General features: G+C 72.4%; 19 protein-coding genes. 14 read left to right on the forward strand and 5 right to left on the reverse strand.

Annotated elements, in window-relative coordinates; all coding sequences use genetic code 11:
* The first annotated feature begins 136 nt into the window (after positions 1-136).
* From folB to ACH4OW_RS23435, 4 genes are all read left to right on the forward strand, one after another.
* Entirely contained in the window at positions 137-496 is a 360-nt protein-coding gene (gene folB / locus ACH4OW_RS23420; RefSeq protein WP_030019216.1) for a dihydroneopterin aldolase, read from the forward strand.
* Positions 493-1,086: a 2-amino-4-hydroxy-6-hydroxymethyldihydropteridine diphosphokinase gene (gene folK, locus ACH4OW_RS23425; RefSeq protein ID WP_360136738.1), complete on the forward strand. Its 594-nt coding sequence runs from the start codon at positions 493-495 to the stop codon at positions 1,084-1,086. The genes folB and folK overlap by 4 nt, the downstream gene beginning before the upstream one ends.
* Positions 1,087-1,186: 100 nt before the next feature.
* Entirely contained in the window at positions 1,187-1,669 is a 483-nt protein-coding gene (locus tag ACH4OW_RS23430) for a DUF3180 domain-containing protein (protein ID WP_360136739.1), read from the forward strand.
* A gap of 16 nt (positions 1,670-1,685) precedes the next feature.
* On the forward strand, positions 1,686-2,285 hold the full coding sequence (locus tag ACH4OW_RS23435; RefSeq protein WP_398029890.1) for an SMI1/KNR4 family protein: 600 nt from the start codon (positions 1,686-1,688) through the stop codon (positions 2,283-2,285).
* 40 nt (positions 2,286-2,325) lie between these two features.
* On the opposite strand, the gene ACH4OW_RS23440 is transcribed toward ACH4OW_RS23435, so the two are convergent.
* A complete protein-coding gene (locus ACH4OW_RS23440) occupies positions 2,326-3,516 on the reverse strand; it encodes an ABC transporter ATP-binding protein (RefSeq protein ID WP_398029891.1) in 1,191 nt (396 codons plus the stop codon).
* Between the two features lie 195 nt (positions 3,517-3,711).
* Here ACH4OW_RS23440 and ACH4OW_RS23445 point away from each other — a divergent pair, with 195 nt between their 5' ends.
* The 4 genes from ACH4OW_RS23445 to ACH4OW_RS23460 all read left to right on the forward strand — a co-directional run bounded on the left by ACH4OW_RS23445 (position 3,712) and on the right by ACH4OW_RS23460 (position 7,786).
* A complete protein-coding gene (locus tag ACH4OW_RS23445; RefSeq protein WP_360136742.1) occupies positions 3,712-4,446 on the forward strand; it encodes an ABC transporter permease in 735 nt (244 codons plus the stop codon).
* Between the two features lie 4 nt (positions 4,447-4,450).
* On the forward strand, positions 4,451-5,173 hold the full coding sequence (locus ACH4OW_RS23450; protein WP_360136743.1) for an ABC transporter permease subunit: 723 nt from the start codon (positions 4,451-4,453) through the stop codon (positions 5,171-5,173).
* A gap of 107 nt (positions 5,174-5,280) precedes the next feature.
* Positions 5,281-6,327, forward strand: a complete 1,047-nt coding sequence (locus ACH4OW_RS23455) for an ABC transporter substrate-binding protein (protein WP_398029892.1) — start codon at positions 5,281-5,283, stop codon at positions 6,325-6,327.
* Positions 6,328-6,445: 118 nt separating this feature from the next.
* A complete protein-coding gene (locus ACH4OW_RS23460) occupies positions 6,446-7,786 on the forward strand; it encodes a hypothetical protein (RefSeq protein WP_398029893.1) in 1,341 nt (446 codons plus the stop codon).
* Positions 7,787-7,875: 89 nt separating this feature from the next.
* Here ACH4OW_RS23460 and ACH4OW_RS23465 read toward each other — a convergent pair whose 3' ends face one another.
* Positions 7,876-9,168 carry an MFS transporter gene (locus tag ACH4OW_RS23465; protein ID WP_398029894.1) on the reverse strand — a complete coding sequence of 431 codons (1,293 nt, stop codon included), beginning with the start codon at positions 9,166-9,168 and terminating at the stop codon, positions 7,876-7,878.
* Positions 9,169-9,271: 103 nt separating this feature from the next.
* Here ACH4OW_RS23465 and ACH4OW_RS23470 point away from each other — a divergent pair, with 103 nt between their 5' ends.
* Entirely contained in the window at positions 9,272-9,820 is a 549-nt protein-coding gene (locus ACH4OW_RS23470) for a TetR/AcrR family transcriptional regulator (protein ID WP_360136747.1), read from the forward strand.
* Between the two features lie 27 nt (positions 9,821-9,847).
* On the opposite strand, the gene ACH4OW_RS23475 is transcribed toward ACH4OW_RS23470, so the two are convergent.
* A complete protein-coding gene (locus ACH4OW_RS23475) occupies positions 9,848-10,360 on the reverse strand; it encodes a DUF1453 domain-containing protein (protein WP_398029895.1) in 513 nt (170 codons plus the stop codon).
* A 99-nt stretch (positions 10,361-10,459) separates the two neighbouring features.
* Here ACH4OW_RS23475 and ACH4OW_RS23480 point away from each other — a divergent pair, with 99 nt between their 5' ends.
* Positions 10,460-11,077, forward strand: coding sequence for a TetR/AcrR family transcriptional regulator (locus ACH4OW_RS23480; RefSeq protein ID WP_398029896.1), 618 nt, complete (start codon positions 10,460-10,462; stop codon positions 11,075-11,077).
* A gap of 78 nt (positions 11,078-11,155) precedes the next feature.
* The gene (locus tag ACH4OW_RS23485; protein ID WP_398029897.1) at positions 11,156-11,722 is read left to right on the forward strand and encodes a DUF4232 domain-containing protein; all 567 of its coding nucleotides are present in this window, start codon (positions 11,156-11,158) and stop codon (positions 11,720-11,722) included.
* A gap of 21 nt (positions 11,723-11,743) precedes the next feature.
* Here the strand turns inward: ACH4OW_RS23485 and ACH4OW_RS23490 are convergent, their stop codons facing one another.
* Complete coding sequence (locus ACH4OW_RS23490; RefSeq protein ID WP_360136751.1) at positions 11,744-12,886, reverse strand: NADH-quinone oxidoreductase subunit D; 1,143 nt, start codon at positions 12,884-12,886, stop codon at positions 11,744-11,746.
* A gap of 46 nt (positions 12,887-12,932) precedes the next feature.
* Complete coding sequence (locus ACH4OW_RS23495; protein WP_398029898.1) at positions 12,933-13,934, reverse strand: SAM-dependent methyltransferase; 1,002 nt, start codon at positions 13,932-13,934, stop codon at positions 12,933-12,935.
* A gap of 172 nt (positions 13,935-14,106) precedes the next feature.
* Between ACH4OW_RS23495 and ACH4OW_RS23500 the strand changes: the two genes are divergently transcribed.
* The 3 genes from ACH4OW_RS23500 (at position 14,107) to ACH4OW_RS23510 (ending at position 17,091) form a co-directional block, all read left to right on the forward strand.
* A complete protein-coding gene (locus tag ACH4OW_RS23500) occupies positions 14,107-15,315 on the forward strand; it encodes a sensor histidine kinase (RefSeq protein ID WP_398029899.1) in 1,209 nt (402 codons plus the stop codon).
* 145 nt (positions 15,316-15,460) lie between these two features.
* Positions 15,461-16,147, forward strand: coding sequence for a response regulator (locus ACH4OW_RS23505; RefSeq protein WP_398029900.1), 687 nt, complete (start codon positions 15,461-15,463; stop codon positions 16,145-16,147).
* 236 nt (positions 16,148-16,383) lie between these two features.
* Entirely contained in the window at positions 16,384-17,091 is a 708-nt protein-coding gene (locus ACH4OW_RS23510; protein WP_398029901.1) for a glycoside hydrolase family 75 protein, read from the forward strand.
* Positions 17,092-17,114 lie beyond the last annotated feature (23 nt).

Below are 17,114 nucleotides of genomic sequence, written 5' to 3' on the forward strand. Positions count from 1 at the left end.
CGTGGGCAAGCGCTGTCGGTGCTCGCAGGTAGATTCGATGACAGGGCGGCGTGCCGGACGAGTCTCTGGCCCCGCCCGGATTCCGACGATCAGTGGTACCAGAGGTGCCAATGGGACCAGTGGGAGTGTGATTCGCGTGGATCGTGTCGCGCTGCGTGGGCTGAAGGCCAGAGGGCACCACGGGGTGTTCCCCCGCGAACGCGAGGAGGGCCAGACCTTCATCGTGGACCTGGTGCTGGGCCTGGACACCCGCCCGGCGGCGGCGACCGACGATCTCGCGAAGACCGTGCATTACGGCGTCGTCGCGGAGGAGGTCGTGGCCGTCGTCGAAGGCGAGCCCGTCGACCTCATCGAGACGCTCGCGGAGCGCATCGCCGGTCAGTGCCTCAAGCACGAGGGGGTGCAGGAGGTGGAGGTGGTCGTCCACAAGCCGGACGCCCCGATCACCGTCCCCTTTGACGACGTGACCATCACCATCACCCGGAGCCGAGTATGACCAGCAGTGACCCGACCGTACAGCCGGTGCCCGCCTCCGTGGTGGAGCGGGTGGACGCGGCGGACGTGACGCTCTCCAACCCCAAACGCGCCGTGATCTCCCTCGGCAGCAACCTGGGCAACCGCCTGGAGACCATCCAGGGCGCGATCGACGCGCTGGAGGACACCCCGGGCGTGCGGGTCAAGGCCGTCTCGCCGGTGTACGAGACCGAGCCGTGGGGCGTGGAGCCCGCGTCCCAGCCGACGTACTTCAACGCCGTGGTGCTCATCAAGACGACGCTGCCGCCCGCCTCGCTGCTGGAGCGCGGGCAGGCGATCGAGGAGGCATTCGAGCGCGTCCGCGACGAGCGCTGGGGCCCGCGCACCATCGACGTCGACATCCTCGCGTACCAGGACGTCGTCTCCGAGGACCCGCTGCTGACCCTGCCGCACCCGCGGGCCCACGAGCGCGCCTTCGTCCTGGTGCCGTGGCACGACATCGACCCGGAGGCGGAGGTTCCGGGCCGTGGCGCGGTGGTCGAGCTGCTCTCGGCGGTCGGCCGCGACGGCGTCATGCCGCGCGCCGACCTGGAACTTCGGCTGCCGGAGTAGCCGTTAGGCTCTGCGGACGTACGGACCGGCCCGCGGTCCGTACCGGCCGGCACACGATCCGCACACGTACGAGGACGAGGGCACGAGGGGCGAACGCTCGGTGAAGCAGCTACACATCAAGGTGCTGGTCGGGCTGTTCCTGGCGGCCGGGGTGCTGGCGTGGGCCGGCGCCCGGATGTGGGACTCCTTCGGCACGCTGCCCAGCGTGCCGCTGGCGGCCCCCGTCGTGCTGGCCCTGATCGCCGCCGTACTGGCCGCCACCGCCCTGTCCCTGCGCGCCCGCCTGAACGCCCAGCGCGAGCGCAGGGCCGGCGCCAAGGGCGTCGACCCGCTGGTCGCCGCCCGCGCCGTCGTCTTCGGCCAGGCGAGCGCCCTGGTGGCCTCCCTGGTGTCCGGCCTCTACGGCGGCGTCGGCGTCTTCCTGCTGACCGCGGGACTGGACGTCGACCCCCGCCGCGACCAGGCCATCTACGCCGGCTTCTCGGTCCTCGCGGGCGCCGCGGTGGTGGTGGCCGCCATCTTCCTGGAGCGCGTCTGCAAGCTCCCGGAGGACGACGACGAGGCGGGGGCAAGCCCGGCCTAGGAGCCGGCGGAACACCGTGACCGATCATCTGGCCGCCGTCATGGCGATGCTCGGCCCTGCCGAGAACCGCTACGCGGACCCCGCCGCCTGGGAGCGGCTGCACGCGGAACTCGGTTTCCGGCTGCCGTCCGACTTCCGGACCCTCGTGGACGCGTACGCCCCCGTACACCTCAACAGCCACCTGTATTTGCACCACCCGGCAACCGAGCGCTGGAACCTGGGCCGGTGGATACAGGACTCGGTCCTGGCCTGGTCCGAGGTGGACTGGGAGGGCCTGAGCGCGGACGAGGACCCGCGCCTGCTGTGTGGGCTGGAGGAGCTGAGCTTCGGCACCCGCGACGGGCTGTGGCCCCTAGCGGGCACCGACCGCGGGGAGGAGGTCTTCCTCGTCGACGCGTGCGGGCCCGCCCCGTGGCTCCTGATCGGGTACGAGGACGGCGGCTGGGCGCGGTACGACATGAGCTTCGCCGAGTGGCTTCACCGCTACCTGATCGGCGAGGACATGGCAGGGCCCAACAGCTCCGCCTTCTACCCCGGCCCGGTGCGGCTGTGCCGCCTCCCGATGACCGCCGGCGAACGGCCGGTGCCGTGGAGCGGCCCGGACCGCGGCATGTGAGCCCGGCCCGGCCGCCCCTGCCGCCCGCTCCCCGGTGTGGCTACGCGCCCGGCACGCTCTCCACCACGACCTCGTCCCGCGCCAGGTGCCCCGCGTCCGCCGCCGTGGACCGCCGCAGCGCGGCGTGCAGCGACGCCGGCGTCAGTACACCGAGGAACCGTTCCCCCTCCAGGACCGCGATCCACCCCGCGTCGTGCTGGAGCATCGTGCTGAACGCCTGCTTCAGCGGCGCGCCGAGCGGCAGCCACGCGTCCATACGCCGGGCGTGGTCCCGCACCTCGCCTCCGGCCTTCTCCTGCCCCGCGGCGCCCTCGGGGCCCGCGGCGCCCAGTCCCACCGCCGAGACCCACCCGTGCAGCCCGCCGTCCGCGTCGAGCACCACGGCCCACGCCGCGCCCTCCTCGGCCAGCCGCGCCGCGGCCCGCGCGGCGTCGTCGTCGAGCCGGACCACCGGCGGCTGCTCCAGGTCGCCCGTCTCGATCGGCGTCACCGACAGCCGCTTGAGCCCCCGGTCGGCCCCGACGAACTCCGCGACGTACGGGGTGGCCGGCGCCCCGAGCACCGTGGCCGGGGTGTCGAACTGCTCGACGCGCCCCGCCCCGTAGACGGCGATGCGGTCCCCGAGCCGTACCGCTTCCTCGATGTCGTGGGTGACGAAGAGCACCGTCTTGTGAAGCGTGGACTGCAGCCGCAGGAACTCCGTCTGGAGGTGTTCGCGCACGACCGGGTCGACCGCCCCGAACGGCTCGTCCATCAGCAGCACGGGCGGGTCGGCGGCGAGCGCGCGGGCGACGCCGACGCGCTGCCGCTGGCCGCCGGAGAGCTGGTCGGGGTAGCGGTCTCCGTGCAGCGACGGGTCGAGGCCGACCAGGTCGAGGAGTTCGGCGGCGCGGTCCCTGGCCTTCTTGCGAGGCCAGCCGAGCAGGTGCGGGACGGTCGCGGTGTTGTCCAGCACGGTCTTGTGCGGGAAGAGGCCGACCTGCTGGATGACGTAGCCGATGCGGCGGCGCAGTTCGACGGGATCGATGGTCGCTATGTCCGCGCCGTCCAGGTATATGTGACCGCTCGTCGGCTCGATGAGCCGGTTGACCATCTTCATCGTCGTGGTCTTGCCGCAGCCCGACGGCCCGACGAGCGTGACCAGCTCGCCCTCCGCGACCTCGAACGAGAGGTCGTCGACGGCGGTGGTGCCGTCGGCGTAGCTCTTGGTGACGTGCTCGAAACGGATCATGGTGGGTTCCCCAGTGTGGACGGTCGCCGGCCGGGTAGGCGCGCTGTGCTTCCCGGCTCCTACCCGCGGTATCCGTCCCGTCGCGTGTGTCTTGTTACGACTGGATGGCGGGCCGGTCGGATTGTCAGTGGTGGGGGATAGGGTCGCAGACAGTCACCGAAAATGTGAGCGACAGGGCGGGGGAGGTGACCGCGGGTGAGTGCGCAGGGCTGCCTTGAGGCGAACGACTGGATCTGCGGTGAGTACGTCCGGACACGCAGCCGGGAATTGCTGGACGCGACCGTCCAGCATGTGGGCATCACGCTCGTGTCGGTGCTGATAGGGCTGCTGATCGCCTTTCCGCTGGCGCTGGTGGCCCGCCGCTGGCGGGCCGCCGCCGGTCCGGTGCTCGGGCTGACGACGATCTTGTATACGGTTCCTTCGCTGGCGATGTTCGCCTTGCTGACACCGGTCTTCGGGGTCTCGGCCGCCGTGGTCGTCACGGGCCTGGTGCTGTATTCGCTGACCATCCTGGTGCGGAACATCCTGGCGGGGCTGGACTCGGTGCCGCAGGAGGTGCGCGAGGCGGCGCGCGGCATGGGGTACGGCCCCGTGAAGCTGCTCTTCGGCGTCGAACTCCCGCTGGCGCTGCCCGCGTTGACGGCGGGTCTGCGCATCGCCACGGTCTCGACGGTGGCGATGACGACGATCGGCGCCGTGGTGGGCTACGGCGGTCTCGGCAACCTCATATCCAGCGGCATGGAGGGCTTCTTCAAGGCGGAGGTGCTCACGGCCTCGGTGCTGTGCGTGCTGCTGGCGGTGGTCGCCGACGTCCTGTTGATAGGTCTGCAAAGGCTGCTGACGCCGTGGACCCGGGCGCAGGCTCGGGCGCGGGCCCGCGCGCGGCGCGAGCAACGGTCGGCGGGTCGGGCGAAGAAGGCGGTGGCCTGAGGCGATGGACGCGATAACCGGAGCGTGGGACTGGCTGGCGACCTCGGCCAACTGGGCGGGGGAGAAGGGGGTGTGGCACCGGCTCGGCGAGCACGTCTACCTCAGTGCGATGTGCCTGGCGATCTCCTGCCTGATAGCCCTGCCGGTCGCCCTGTACCTGGGCCACATCGGCAAGGGCGGGGCACTGGCGGTCAACATCTCCAATGTCGGGCGCGCGGTGCCGACGTTCGCCGTACTGGTCCTGCTGACGCTCAGTCCGCTCGGTACGGCGGGGGACTGGCCGACGATCATCGCGCTGGTGCTGTTCGCGGTGCCGCCGCTGCTGACCAACGCGTATGTGGGCATGCGGGAGGCCGACCGGGACGTGGTCGAGGCGGCGCGCGGGATGGGCATGTCGGGGCCGCAGGTGCTGCTGCGGGTCGAGCTGCCGCTCGCGTACCCGTTGATCATGACGGGGCTGCGGTCGGCCGGCGTCCAGGTCGTGGCCACGGCGACGCTGGCCGCGCTGGCGGGTGGTGGCGGCCTCGGCCGCATCATCACCGCCGGGTTCGGCAACTACAACACGCCGCAGGTGGTGGCGGGCGCGGTGCTGGTGGCCGTGCTGGCGCTGGTGGTCGAAGGGCTGCTGGTGCTGACGGACCGGGCCTTCGACCCGATGCGGCGGGGGCGGTCGCGCACGACGCGTACGCCGGGTGGCGACGCGTCCGCGGCCGCGAGCCCGGCCTGACGGCGGCCGCCGGCCGGGTGCGGGGCCGCGCCAGGCCGGCCGTACGTACCGGCCCACGTCCCCGTACACAGACTTTTTCCTTCTCTCCCACTGGATGGTGAACCGGTATGAACCAGGGCCAGGATCAGGATCAGGCCAAGGACAGCCACAAGACATTCGGTGCCGCGCGCGCCGTCCGCGCGGCAGGCGCGGCCCGTACACGCCGCGCGGCCCGTACCGCGCTGGCCGCGGGCGCGGTGTTCGCGCTGGCCGGCGGGCTGGCCGCGTGCGGGGGCAAGAGCCTGGAGGAGAAGGGCGGCGCGAAGAGCGGTGGCGGGAAGGGGGACATCGTCGTCGGGTCGGCCGGTTTCACCGAGTCGAAGGTGCTCGCCGAGATCTATTCCAAGATCCTTAACGATGCGGGATACCACGCCACCGTCAAGACTCTCGCCAATCGCGAGCTGTACGAACCGGCGCTGGAGAAGGGCCAGATCGACGTCGTGCCGGAATACGCCTCGACCCTCGCCGAATTCCTCAACGCCAAGAAGAACGGCCCCAACCCGAAGCCCGTCGCCTCCAGCGACATCGGCAAGACGGTCGAGGCGTTGAAGGCGCTCGCCACGCCCCGCGGACTGAAGGTGCTGCCGGCCGGGAAGGCGACGGACCAGAACGCGTTCGCGGTGACGAAGGAATTCGCCGACCGCTACCACCTCAAGACGCTCTCCGACCTCGGCCGGTCCCAGCAGAAGATCAAGCTGGCGGCGGGCGAGGAGTGCGAGACACGGCCGTACTGCAAGCCGGGTCTGGAGAAGACGTACGGGATAGACGTGACGGGCATCGACCCGAAGGGTGTCGGCACCCCGCAGGCCAAGCAGGCCGTCAAGGACGGCACGGACCAGATGGTGCTGACCACGACCACGGACGCCACGCTCGACAACTTCGGACTGGTGCTGTTGAAGGACGACAAGAAGCTCCAGAATGCCGACAACGTGCTGCCCGTGGTGAATGCCGGGAGCGCCGGCGACAAGGAGATCGAGACGGCTCTCGGCAAGCTCACGGACAAGCTGACGACCGGCGATCTGATCGAGCTGAACCGCAAGGTCGACGCCGAACGGCAGAAGCCCGCTGATGTCGCGAGCGCATTTCTGGAGTCGAAGGGGCTGGTGAAGAAGTAACCACCGGGATACGGATCGGCGGGCGGGGCCCCATAAGCTCCGCACGCACGGTAAGTTTCAGGCCATGCCACGAGGACGCCACCGCCATTCGCCACCCCTGCACCGGCTTCTTCCCCCAGTGACGGTCGCCGGTGCTTCCGTCGTCTGCGCCTCGGGCGCCTGGTTCGTCGGTGATGACCTGGTACAGCGCGTGCTCGCCACGGGCGCGGCGGCCGCCGCGGTCACCGGCTCCGTGCTGCTGCGCACCTGGGACCGTACGGCGGGCAAGAGCGTCGCCGAGCTGAAGAAGGCCCGGGTGCGGGACGAGTGGAAGACCGACGAGCGGATAGCCGAGCTCGAAACGGATCTTGAGGAGTCCCGCGAGATCCGCGGCAGGCTGGACACCAAGCTGCGGTCCAAGCGGGCCGAGCTGGCCCGCCTGCGCAGCGAGCACGCCGAGCTGCTGCGCCGCTACGCCACCGCCGAGACCGAGCGTGCCAGCGCCCTGGAAGGCCGCCGCCTCCTCGCGATCGAGGCGGGCGGCCCGGCCGGGGAGCTGACGTCCGGGGCCTCGGCGGACCCGTCGGAGGCCGCGCCGGGCGCGCTCACCACGGTGATGTACCACCGGGCGGCCGAGGCGCTGCGGCACCTGCCGCGCAACGCGGCCCGCCAGGCGGAGCGCGCGCAGGACCAGGACGGTGAGGACGGCCAGGGGAATCCCGTGGCGGCCACGGAGCCAGCGGCCGACCAGGTCCCGGCCCGTCAGGCCGCCGCCCAGGAGACCGCCGGGGAGACCGCCGGGGAGAGCGCCCGGGAGACCAGCGGGGAGAAGACCGCCCGCGACACCGTGCCGGCGCCGCGCGAGCCTGCCCGCACGGCCGAGGACCGTACGGCCGAGGACCGCACGGCTGAGGACCGCACGGCTGAGAACCGTACGGTCCGGGGCCGGGACGCCGTCGAGGGCCGGGACGCCGCCGAGGCGACCGCGCCGGTGGCGCACGGCCTGCGGCCGGTGCCCGCTGCCGCGGCCGTCGTCGCGCCCGTGGCGGGCCGGAGCGTGCCCGCCTCCCGCGCGCAGGGCGGCTTCGACTTCTTCGGTACGGCCACGGGCACCGGCGCCGTAGCGGGCGCCGCCCCGGCCGCGGGAGGCCCGTCGACCGTGACGCGGCGGCCCAAGCCGGTCAGGCAGCTGGAGGAGGACCTGGCCGACGTGGTCGGCGACGAGGCGGTGGCCGAGCAGTCGGCGCGCGGCCAGGCCCGTACGACGGACGACGCGAAGCCCGCCGCCGAACGGGAGCCGGGCGCGGCTGCCGAGGCGGCTGGCGAGACGGCTTCCGGGACGGCTTCCAAGGCGGCGGACAGCACGGACGGCGCGGCGGAGGACGGGGAGGCGGCCTCGGGCGAGGTCATCGACCTGACCGCCCACGACGAGACCGAGCAGATCGACATGGCGGAACTGCGCAGCGCCGTGTCCTCCTGACCGACCGTTCCGCACGTACAGCACGTACACGTAGGGGACGCGGGGGCGGCCGTTAAGCCGCTCCCGCCTCCCAACTCACTCCCGCCTCCTCAAGCCACTCCGGCCTCCCGAGCCTTCCGCTCCGCGCGTGGGCGGTGGACTGCCGTCAGTGCGGCGGCGGCCAGGGCGAATCCGGCGGCCAGCCAGGGCAGCCGGGCCGCGCCCACCGTCTCCAGCCCGAGGCCGCCCAGCCCGCCCGCCAGGGACACGGCCAGGTAGATGGCGGCCGCGTTCAGGGAGACGACCACGGCCTGCGCCTGCGGGGCGAGCGCGGCGATCCGGTGTTGCTGCGGAGTGGTCACCGAGAACGACACCCAGCCGGACACCGCCACCGCGACCAGCGCGCTGGGCAGCCAGTCCCTGCACAGCGGTACGAGTGCGAAGACCGCGGCGAGCGCGAGTGCGGCGGCGAGCACCACCCGCCGGGGCCCGAACCGGTCGGCGAGGTGCCCGGCGACCAGGTTCCCCGCCGTACCGGTGAGGCCGAAGACCAGGAGCAGCACGGCCGCCAGGCCCCCGCCGCCGCCTCCGTCAACGCCCCCGTCGCCGCGGCCGAGCACCGGCGCGTACACCGCGCTGATGTACTCGAAGGGCAGGTAGATCCCGACGAACACCACGACGGTGATCACCAGCGTGTAGAGGACCCCGCGGTCCGCCAGCGGCGCCAGTCGGCGGCGTAGGCCGCGCGGTGTGTCGATGCGTACGCGCGGCAGGCGGGCGGCGAGCAGCGGTATGACGAGCAGGGGCAGGACGGTGACCAGCCACATCGTGGTCCGCCAGCCGTATGCGCCGCCGACGGCGGTGCCCAGCGGCGCCCCGAGGACCAGTGCGGAGGTCAGGCCGGTGTTCACGAGCGCGAAGGCGCGTCCGCGTGCCGTCTCGCCGGCGAGCGCCGCGGCGGTGGCCGAGGCGTTCGGGGTGTAGAGCGCGGCGCCGGCCGCCGCGACGACGCGGGCGGCGAGCGCGGCGGGGTAGGTGGGGGCGAGGGCGGTGGCCGCGTTGCCGAGTGCGAAGACGATCAGCGCCGTGAGCAGGACGGCACGCCGGGACCAGCCTGCGGTGCACGCCGCCAGGAGGGGTGAGAGCACCGCGTAGGCGATGGCGAACACGGTGACGAGCTGACCGGCGGCGCCGAGCCCGATGTGCAGGTCGGCGGCGATTCCGGGGAGGACGCCGGCGATCACGAAGGCGTCGGTGCCGACCACGAACGTGCCGAGGGCGAGCAGCGTCGCGTTAACGCGCCAGCCGCCCGAGCCGCCCGAGCCGCCTGAGCCGCCTGAGCCGCCTGAGCCGGTCGCGCCGGTTGGCTGGGGTGCGGGGTGGGGCGCGCTGTTGCCGGGCATGTGGTCTCCGACTCCGAAATGGTACCGATCAGTACCGTCTGGTGGGATGGCGAGACGGTACCGATCGGTTCCGTTGGGAGTCAAGGTTGGTTATCGTGGCCGTATGCCGACCAACGCCCGCGAACGACTCGTCAGGGCAGCCGAGGAACTCTTCTACGCCGAGGGCATCCGCGCCGTCGGCGTCGAGCGGCTGCTCGCCGCCTCCGGGGTGGGCCGGGCCTCGTTCTACCGGCACTTCGCGAGCAAGGACGACCTGGTCGTGGCGGTGGTCGACGGCCATGGGCAGCGCTGGTTCGACTGGCTGCACGCCGCGGTCGCCGAGCGGGGCGGCACGCCGCTCGCCCTCTTCGACGCCCTGGCCGAACGTTTCGGGTCCGACGACTACCGCGGCTGTGCCGCCATCAACACGATGGTGGAGATCGCCGACCCGGCCAGCCCGGCGCACCGTGCCGCCGCCGCCCACAAGCGCACGCTGGCCTCGTACGTCGCCGGGCTGCTCGCCGAGGCCGGGTACACCCGCGCCACGCGGGAACTGGCCGAGCAGCTGGTGCTGTTGATCGACGGAGCCCAGGTCACCGCCCTGCGCGAACGCTCGGCGGCGCCTGCCCACCGCGCCAAGGCGGTGGCGTCCGCCCTGCTCGCCGCCGCCTGAGCCCGGGCCGCCGTACCGCGGCGTCCGCTACCGGTGCCGGCGTCCGAGCAGGCCGCGAAGGTCAAGAGAGGGTGCCTCCGGCGCGAACGGTACGGCCGTTTTCCGTCCGCGGTAGTAGATCATCAGGGACTCGCCCAGAAAGCTGACGCCGATGGTGAGTTGGACCGGGCGCGCGCTGGCGTGCATGCCCATGTGCTCGGCGAAGACCCCGTAGCCCGCGGACACCAGCAGCGACGCGACGACGACGAGGAAGGTGCGGCCCGTGTAGCGCTGCCACAAGGTGCCGTCCTGTTCGAAGAGCCGGACCATGAGGCCGCGCGCGGCGCCGAGGGCGAGGCCCAGGAGGGCGCCGGGGACCACCCAGGCGATGTCGGTTCCCGTCACGTCGTCGGCCTTGGTGACGAAGAGGACGCCGAGGCCGGTCAGGACGGCCGGGCCGGCGAACAGGTCGCGTACGGTGACCGGTTCGCCCTTCAGGCGCTTGGCGATCACGAGGACGAGGACCACGGCGACGATCGCCGCGAGCAGCCAGCCGTTCACTGATGTTCCCCCTTGGTGTGGCCCGAGCGCCGGAGCGCGGGCCTTATTTAGCTCAGGCGTGCCAAAAACAATTTAGCTCGGTCGTGCCACAATGGCAATATGCCGAAGATCGTTGACCCTGAGGCCCGCCGCCAGGCCGTCGCCGACGCCGTCCTGCGCGTCGTCGCACGCGAAGGGGTGGAAGGCGCCTCGCTGCGCAACGTCGCCGAAGCCGCCGGACTGGCCGTCGGATCGGTGCGGCACTACTTCCGTGACCACGACGAACTGCTGCTCTTCACGATGCGGGAGCTGAGCGCGCGCATCGACCGGCGCGTACGCGCGCACGTGGACCGCCTGCTCGACCCGGCGGCGCACCACGAGCGCCCGGCCGAGGTGGAGGAGCTGATCGGCGAGTTCCTCGCCCTGGACGACGAGCGGTACCGGGAAGCGGTGCTCTGGGCGGCGTTCTGCGGCGCGGCCCGTACCCGTCCCGAACTGCGGGTCTGCGCCGTCGAGATGGAAACCGGGACGCGGGCTCTGCTGTCCCGGGTGCTGCGCGAGGCGCAGAAGGCGGGCGGCCTGCCGGCGGACCTGGACGTCGACCTGGAGGTCCTGCGGCTGTCCGCCCTGCTGGACGGGCTCAACCTCCGGGCGATGCTGGAGCCCGAGTACGTCACCCCCGAAGCCCAGCGGGCGGTGCTGCGGCGGCACCTGAGGTCTCTTAAGGCCACGCGGTAATCCGTCCGACCGGCGGGCACTGCTTCGGCGGGTACGCTGACGGGCGATCAGTGACGGGTGACAGCGCGGGGTGGGGCAGTGGACAAGCCGGCGGTACGGAACGCGCTTGCCGCCGTGCTCGCCGCCGCGGCGCTGGCCACCGCCGGCTGTTCGGCGGAGCCCGCGCCGAAGCCGCGGACGGCCCCGGAGGCCAAGCCCTCCGCGTCCGCGCCCGCCTGCCCGGGGAGCGGCGTCGTCATCAAGGGTTCACAGGTGGACGCAGCCATGGGCACCCGCGCCATGAACATCACCCTGACCAACTGCGGGACGCGCCCCTACGAGGTCAACGGCTACGCGGGCATCCGCGTGCTGGACGAGCAGCGCAAGCCGCTGGACGTGAAGATCAGCCACGGCTCGGACGTCGTCGACGACGTCGGCCCCGAACCGCTGACGCTCAAGCCGGGCGAGCGGGCCGTGGCCGTACTGATGTGGCGCAACCTGGTCACGGACGCGACGGTGCCCGCCACGAACGGCGCCTTCCTGGACATCACACCGGCCGAGGGCGGCGGCGGGCCGCAGACCGTGCGCGAACACGTCGACCTCGGCACCACCGGCAAGCTGGGCGTCACCGCGTGGCACCGGGAGCGCCCGCGGACCCGTACGTAGCGCGCGCCCCGGCCCGCGCGGCTACTTGTCGATGTCGCCGACCACGAAGAAGAGCGAGCCGAGGATGGCGACCATGTCGGCGACCAGGGTGCCCGGCAGCAGCTCGGTGAGCGCCTGGATGTTGTTGTACGAGGCCGAGCGCAGCTTGAGGCGGTACGGGGTCTTCTCGCCCTTGGAGACCAGGTAGTAGCCGTTGATGCCGAGCGGGTTCTCGGTCCAGGCGTAGGTCGTGCCCTCGGGCGCCTTGAGGACCTTCGGGAGGCGCTGGTTGATCGGCCCCGGCGGCAGGTCCGCGATCCGGTCCAGGCAGGCGTCGGCCAGGTCCAGGGAGTTGTGGGTCTGGTCCAGGAGGCATTCGAAGCGGGCCAGGCAGTCGCCTTCCTCGCGGGTCACCACCTCCAGCGTGTCCTGGAGTTCCGCGTACGCGAGGTACGGCTCGTCGCGGCGCAGGTCGAAGTCGACGCCGGAGGCGCGGGCGATCGGCCCGGAGACGCCGTACGCGTGCACCGCCTCGCGGCTCAGCACGCCGATGCCGCGGGTACGGCCGCGGAAGATCTCGTTGCCGAGAACCAGCCGGTCGAAGACGTCCATCCGGGAGCGGACCTCGGAGACGGCGTGCCGGGCGCGGCCGAGCCAGCCGGCCGGCAGGTCCTCCTTGAGGCCGCCGACGCGGTTGAACATGTAGTGCATCCGGCCGCCGGAGATCTCCTCCATCACGTTCTGGAGCTCTTCGCGCTCGCGGAAGGCGTGGAAGACGGGCGTGATGCCGCCCAGCTCCAGGGGGTAGGAGCCGAGGAACATCAGGTGGTTGAGGACCCGGTTCAGCTCGGCGAGGAGCGTACGGGTCCACACGGCGCGCTCGGGGACCTCCATGCCGAGCATCCGCTCCACGCCCAGGACGACGCCCAGCTCGTTGGAGAAGGCCGACAGCCAGTCGTGACGGTTGGCGAGCATGATGATCTGCCGGTAGTCGCGCGCCTCGAAGAGCTTCTCGGCGCCGCGGTGCATGTAGCCGATCACGGGTTCGGCGTGCTGGATGCGCTCGCCGTCCAGGACGAGGCGCAGCCGCAGCACGCCGTGCGTGGAGGGGTGCTGCGGGCCGATGTTCAGCACCATGTCGGTGCTCTCCGCCGCGCCGCCGATGCCGACCGTGGTCTCCGTCATGGGGACAGTCTTGCAGTTCGGTGTGGCGGGGTGACGACGCAGGCTCTCAGGGGGCGAGCAGCCCCGTACAACTGCCGCCGACCGGTTGCAGGAGCCAGCCGAAGGCGCCCAGGCCCGCCGGGTCGGTCAGCTCGGCCGCCGCGCCCGCCGAGCCGAGGGCCCGTACGTAGGCGGCCGGGTCGCTGGAGGCGAGGGCGAGGGGCGGGCGGCTGCCGTCGACGCCGAGGGCGCGCAGCGCCTGCCGCTGGGTGAGGTGTTCGGCGCCGGGGCCAGCGCAGGCGTCCAGGGCGACGTGGGAGGTGATGTCGCAGCTGCCGTCGGGTACGGGGCGTACCTCGCGGCCGTCGCGGAAGCCGGTGAGGGTGCCGTAGGGCGGGCGGGTGTCGCGGGTGTGCGCGTAGTCGGCGGTGGCGGCGAGGCCGGCGCGCAGGGTGCGGACCGCGCGGGCCCAGGCCGTGTCCCGGGGGTGGCCGATCTCGGCGCGCAGCCCGGGGCCGTCGTACGGTGCGGGCCACCACCGGGCGAGCCACGCGGCGTCCGCGCCGGTCACGGGGTCGCCGAGCCGTTCGGTGCCGTCCGCGCGCACCAGGACGCGGCGCGGGACGCCGGCCTCGTCGGTCTCGGCGACGTCGACCGGGACGTTGTCGAGCCACTCGTTGGCGAAGAGCAGGCCGGTCAGGGAGCCGGGGGCGGGCAGCTCGGCGAGCCAGGTGACGCGGTCGTCGAGGCCGGCGGGTCGGGGGGCGCGTTCGACGGCGTACGGGCGCACGCGGGCGCGTACGGATTCCGGCAGCGCCCCGAGTACGCCGGTCAGCAGTTCGCCGCGCCCGGCGCCCACGTCCACCAGCGCCAGTTCTCCGGGGTGCCCGAGAGACGCGTCGACGCGGCCCAGGAGCGTGGCCAGCGCCTGGGCGTAACGGGGGGAGGCGTGCACGGAGGTACGGAAATGCCCGGCGGGGCCGGGGCCTTCGCCCCTGGTGTAGAAGCCGCCGGGACCGTACAGCGCCCGCTCAGTGGCGTCCCGCCAGCCGCACCAGTCATGTGTCACCGCACCACGGTAAGCGGTCCGCGGCACCCGTTGACCTGGAGGGGAAGGGTGCGCCCCGAGGGCACCGCGACCCGGGTGGCACCCGGTCTCCACCTTGCGGAGTACTCGCGGCGCGCAGGATCGCCCGTCCGGTTGACCCGTACACCTATACGCCCTGCCTACGCTGGGTTACGTGCAGCGTCTCTACGACTTCTTCCGCAGGCATCCGACAGGAGTGGACACCTTCTGGGCCGTCCTCCTGTTCGGCTTCAACAGTCTGGAGCTGGTGTCGTCCGCGACCGCGCACAGCGGCCTGAACACAGCGGTCAAGCTGTGCCTCGCCGTCTCGCTGTGCGTGGTCGTGGCCTTGCGGCGCAAGGCGCCCGGGAAGATGCTGCTGCTGGCGGTCGTGGCCGGAACCGTGCAGCTGGCGTGCAACATCCCGCCCAACCTGTCCGACTTCTCGATGCTGGTGATCATTTATACGGTCGCCTCCGGTACGCAGCGCTGGGCCTCCCGCGTCGCCCTCGCCGGGGCCCTCATCGGCCCGGTGCTCTCGGTCGTCCGGTTCGGCAACGGGCCCACACTCCGCAGCATCCCGGAGGCCCTGTTCATCACGGGCCTGTTCACCGTCCCCTTCGTGCTGGCGTGGGTGCTCGGCGACTCGGTACGCACCCGCCGCGCGTACTGGGCCCAGCTGGAGGAGAAGGCCGCCCGGCTGGAGAAGGAGCGCGAGACCCAGTCGCGGATCGCGGTGGCCGCCGAGCGCGCCCGGATCGCCCGCGAGCTGCACGACGTCGTCGCGCACAACGTGTCCGTGATGGTGGTCCAGGCCGACGGCGCCGCGTACGTCCTGGAGAGCGCGCCCGAACAGGCCAAGCAGGCACTGGAGACGATCTCCGACACCGGGCGGCAGGCGCTCGCCGAGATGCGCCGCCTGCTGGGCGTGCTGCGCACCGGCGAGCAGCCCGAAGGCGGCGAGTACGTACCGCAGCCAGGCGTCGAACAGCTCGCGGACCTCATCGACCAGGTGCGGGGGGCCGGACTGCCCGTCGACTTCCGGGTGGCGGGCGAACCGCGCCCGCTGCCCAGCAGCGTCGAACTGACCGCGTACCGCATCGTGCAGGAAGCGCTGACGAACACCCGCAAGCACGGCGGCCCGGACGTCGGCGCCACGGTCCGCCTCTCCTACCAGGACGCCGAGCTGGACCTCCTGGTCGAGGACGACGGGCGGGGCGCCCAGCACGAGCTGTACTCGGGCGGCGGCGCCGACGGCCTCGGCCACGGGCTCATCGGCATGCGCGAGCGGGTCGGGATGGTCGGCGGCAGCCTGGACGCGGGCCCGCGGCCGGGAGGAGGCTTCCGGATCAGCGCGGTGCTGCCGCTCAAGTCGGGCCGGTGAGGCGGGCCGCGGCCCCCGGCCCCGGCCCGCTGCGGCCGCTCCGCTCGCGTACGTACCCTGTTGCCGCGCCGCCGACGGCCGGCCCTCCCGGAGCCGGAACCACCGGCTCCACCGCCCGCACCGCCGTTGAAAGGGACCTCCTGCCATGACTGTCCGCGTAATGCTCGTCGACGACCAGATGCTCTTGCGCACCGGCTTCCGCATGGTGCTGGCCGCGCAGCCCGACATGGAGGTCGTCGCCGAGGCGGGGGACGGGGTCGAGGCCCTGGAGGTGCTCCGGCACACCAAGGTCGACGTCATCCTGATGGACGTCCGCATGCCGCACCTGGACGGCGTGGAGACCACCCGCCGGATCTGCGGGGGCGGGCAGCAGGAGGACGCGCCGAAGGTGCTAATCCTGACCACCTTCGATCTGGACGAGTACGCCTTCTCCGCGCTCAAGGCCGGGGCCAGCGGCTTCATGCTCAAGGACGTGCCGCCGAGCGAACTGCTGGCCGCCATCCGCGCGGTCCAGAGCGGCGACGCGGTGGTCGCGCCCTCGACCACCCGCCGGCTGCTGGACCGGTTCACGCCGATGCTGCCGGCGACCGGGGCCGAGCCCGTCCGCCCGGAGCTCGGGCGGCTGACGGAGCGCGAGCGGGAGGTGCTGCTGCTGGTCGCGCAGGGGCTCTCGAACGGGGAGATCGCCGCGCAGCTGGTGCTGTCGGAGGCCACGGTCAAGACACACGTGGGCCGCATCCTCACGAAGCTGGAGCTGCGGGACCGGGTGCAGGCGGTGGTGCTCGCGTACGAGACGGGGCTCGTACGGGCCGGTGGCGGCGCGAGCGCGTAACGGCGGCGCGAGCGCGTAGCGGCGACGCCTGGTGTGGATGGTGCCGGTGCTTGGCGTGGGCAGGGGAGGGGCCTGGCGTGCGGAGCGGCGGCGCTTGGCGTGCGGAGCTACGGTGCCTGGCGCAAATGGGGCTGTCGGGGCGCGAGTTGGGCGGGGTGCGGGGTTGACGGGAGGGGGCGCGGGGAGCAGATTGGGCGCGCTCGGTAAGGAAACTTTCCTAACAGAGGGGTCTCGCTGTGCGCAGACGTACCTTCGCCCTTGCCACCGCCTCCGCGACCGCGCTGCTCTCCGCCGCTGCGCTGCCCGCCACCGCCCAGCCCCCCGCCCAGGCCGCCGCGGCGCGGCCGGGCGTCACGGAGGGCTCGGTCAGCGCCGCCGACCTGCTCGCCAAGGTCACCAACTGCTCGCAGATCTCCAACGGCAAGTACCGCACCGACGAGGAGACTCCGGCGACCGTCCCGGTCTGCGGCAAGAAGGGCGCCGTGTTCTGGAAGGCCGACATGGACATCGACTGCGACGGCCAGGTCACGGCCAAGTGCAACAAGGACACCGACCCCTGGTTCCAGCCGGAGACCCGCTGGAACCAGTCCAACGGCAAGCCGCTGAACGCCGAGAAGCTGCCGTATGTCGTCGTCCCCTCGGTCAGCGGCATCTGGAACTTCGAGTCCGCGGGCATCAAGGGCGGCGGCATCGTCGCCATCATCTACAAGAACAAGGTCGAGTACGCGGTCGTCGGCGACAGCGGGCCCGAGAAGATCATCGGTGAGGCGTCGTACGCGGCCGCCAAGGGCCTCGGCATCGACCCCGACCCGGCCACCGGCGGTGCCGAATCCGGCGTCACCTACATCCTGTTCAAGAACTCGCAGGCGTCCCCCATCGAGAGCCACAGCGACGCGGTGTCCCGCGGCGACGATCTCGCCAAGAAGTTCCTCCAGGAGAACTGACGGGACGAACGCCCCCGTACGGG

The sequence above is a fragment of the Streptomyces sp. NPDC017056 genome (assembly GCF_044332485.1).
In the GTDB taxonomy this organism is placed as follows: domain Bacteria; phylum Actinomycetota; class Actinomycetes; order Streptomycetales; family Streptomycetaceae; genus Streptomyces.

What these genes read in the sequence shown, in the direction of transcription:
- ACH4OW_RS23480 (WP_398029896.1), top strand. Translation starts at nt 10,460, where the DNA reads ATGCCGAAGATCGTTGACCCTGAGGCCCGCCGCCAGGCCGTCGCCGAC.
- ACH4OW_RS23465 (WP_398029894.1), bottom strand. Translation starts at nt 9,168, where the DNA reads ATGCCCGGCAACAGCGCGCCCCACCCCGCACCCCAGCCAACCGGCGCG.
- ACH4OW_RS23470 (WP_360136747.1), top strand. Translation starts at nt 9,272, where the DNA reads ATGCCGACCAACGCCCGCGAACGACTCGTCAGGGCAGCCGAGGAACTC.
- ACH4OW_RS23450 (WP_360136743.1), top strand. Translation starts at nt 4,451, where the DNA reads ATGGACGCGATAACCGGAGCGTGGGACTGGCTGGCGACCTCGGCCAAC.
- ACH4OW_RS23455 (WP_398029892.1), top strand. Translation starts at nt 5,281, where the DNA reads ATGAACCAGGGCCAGGATCAGGATCAGGCCAAGGACAGCCACAAGACA.
- folK (WP_360136738.1), top strand. Translation starts at nt 493, where the DNA reads ATGACCAGCAGTGACCCGACCGTACAGCCGGTGCCCGCCTCCGTGGTG.
- ACH4OW_RS23490 (WP_360136751.1), bottom strand. Translation starts at nt 12,886, where the DNA reads ATGACGGAGACCACGGTCGGCATCGGCGGCGCGGCGGAGAGCACCGAC.
- ACH4OW_RS23440 (WP_398029891.1), bottom strand. Translation starts at nt 3,516, where the DNA reads ATGATCCGTTTCGAGCACGTCACCAAGAGCTACGCCGACGGCACCACC.
- ACH4OW_RS23505 (WP_398029900.1), top strand. Translation starts at nt 15,461, where the DNA reads ATGACTGTCCGCGTAATGCTCGTCGACGACCAGATGCTCTTGCGCACC.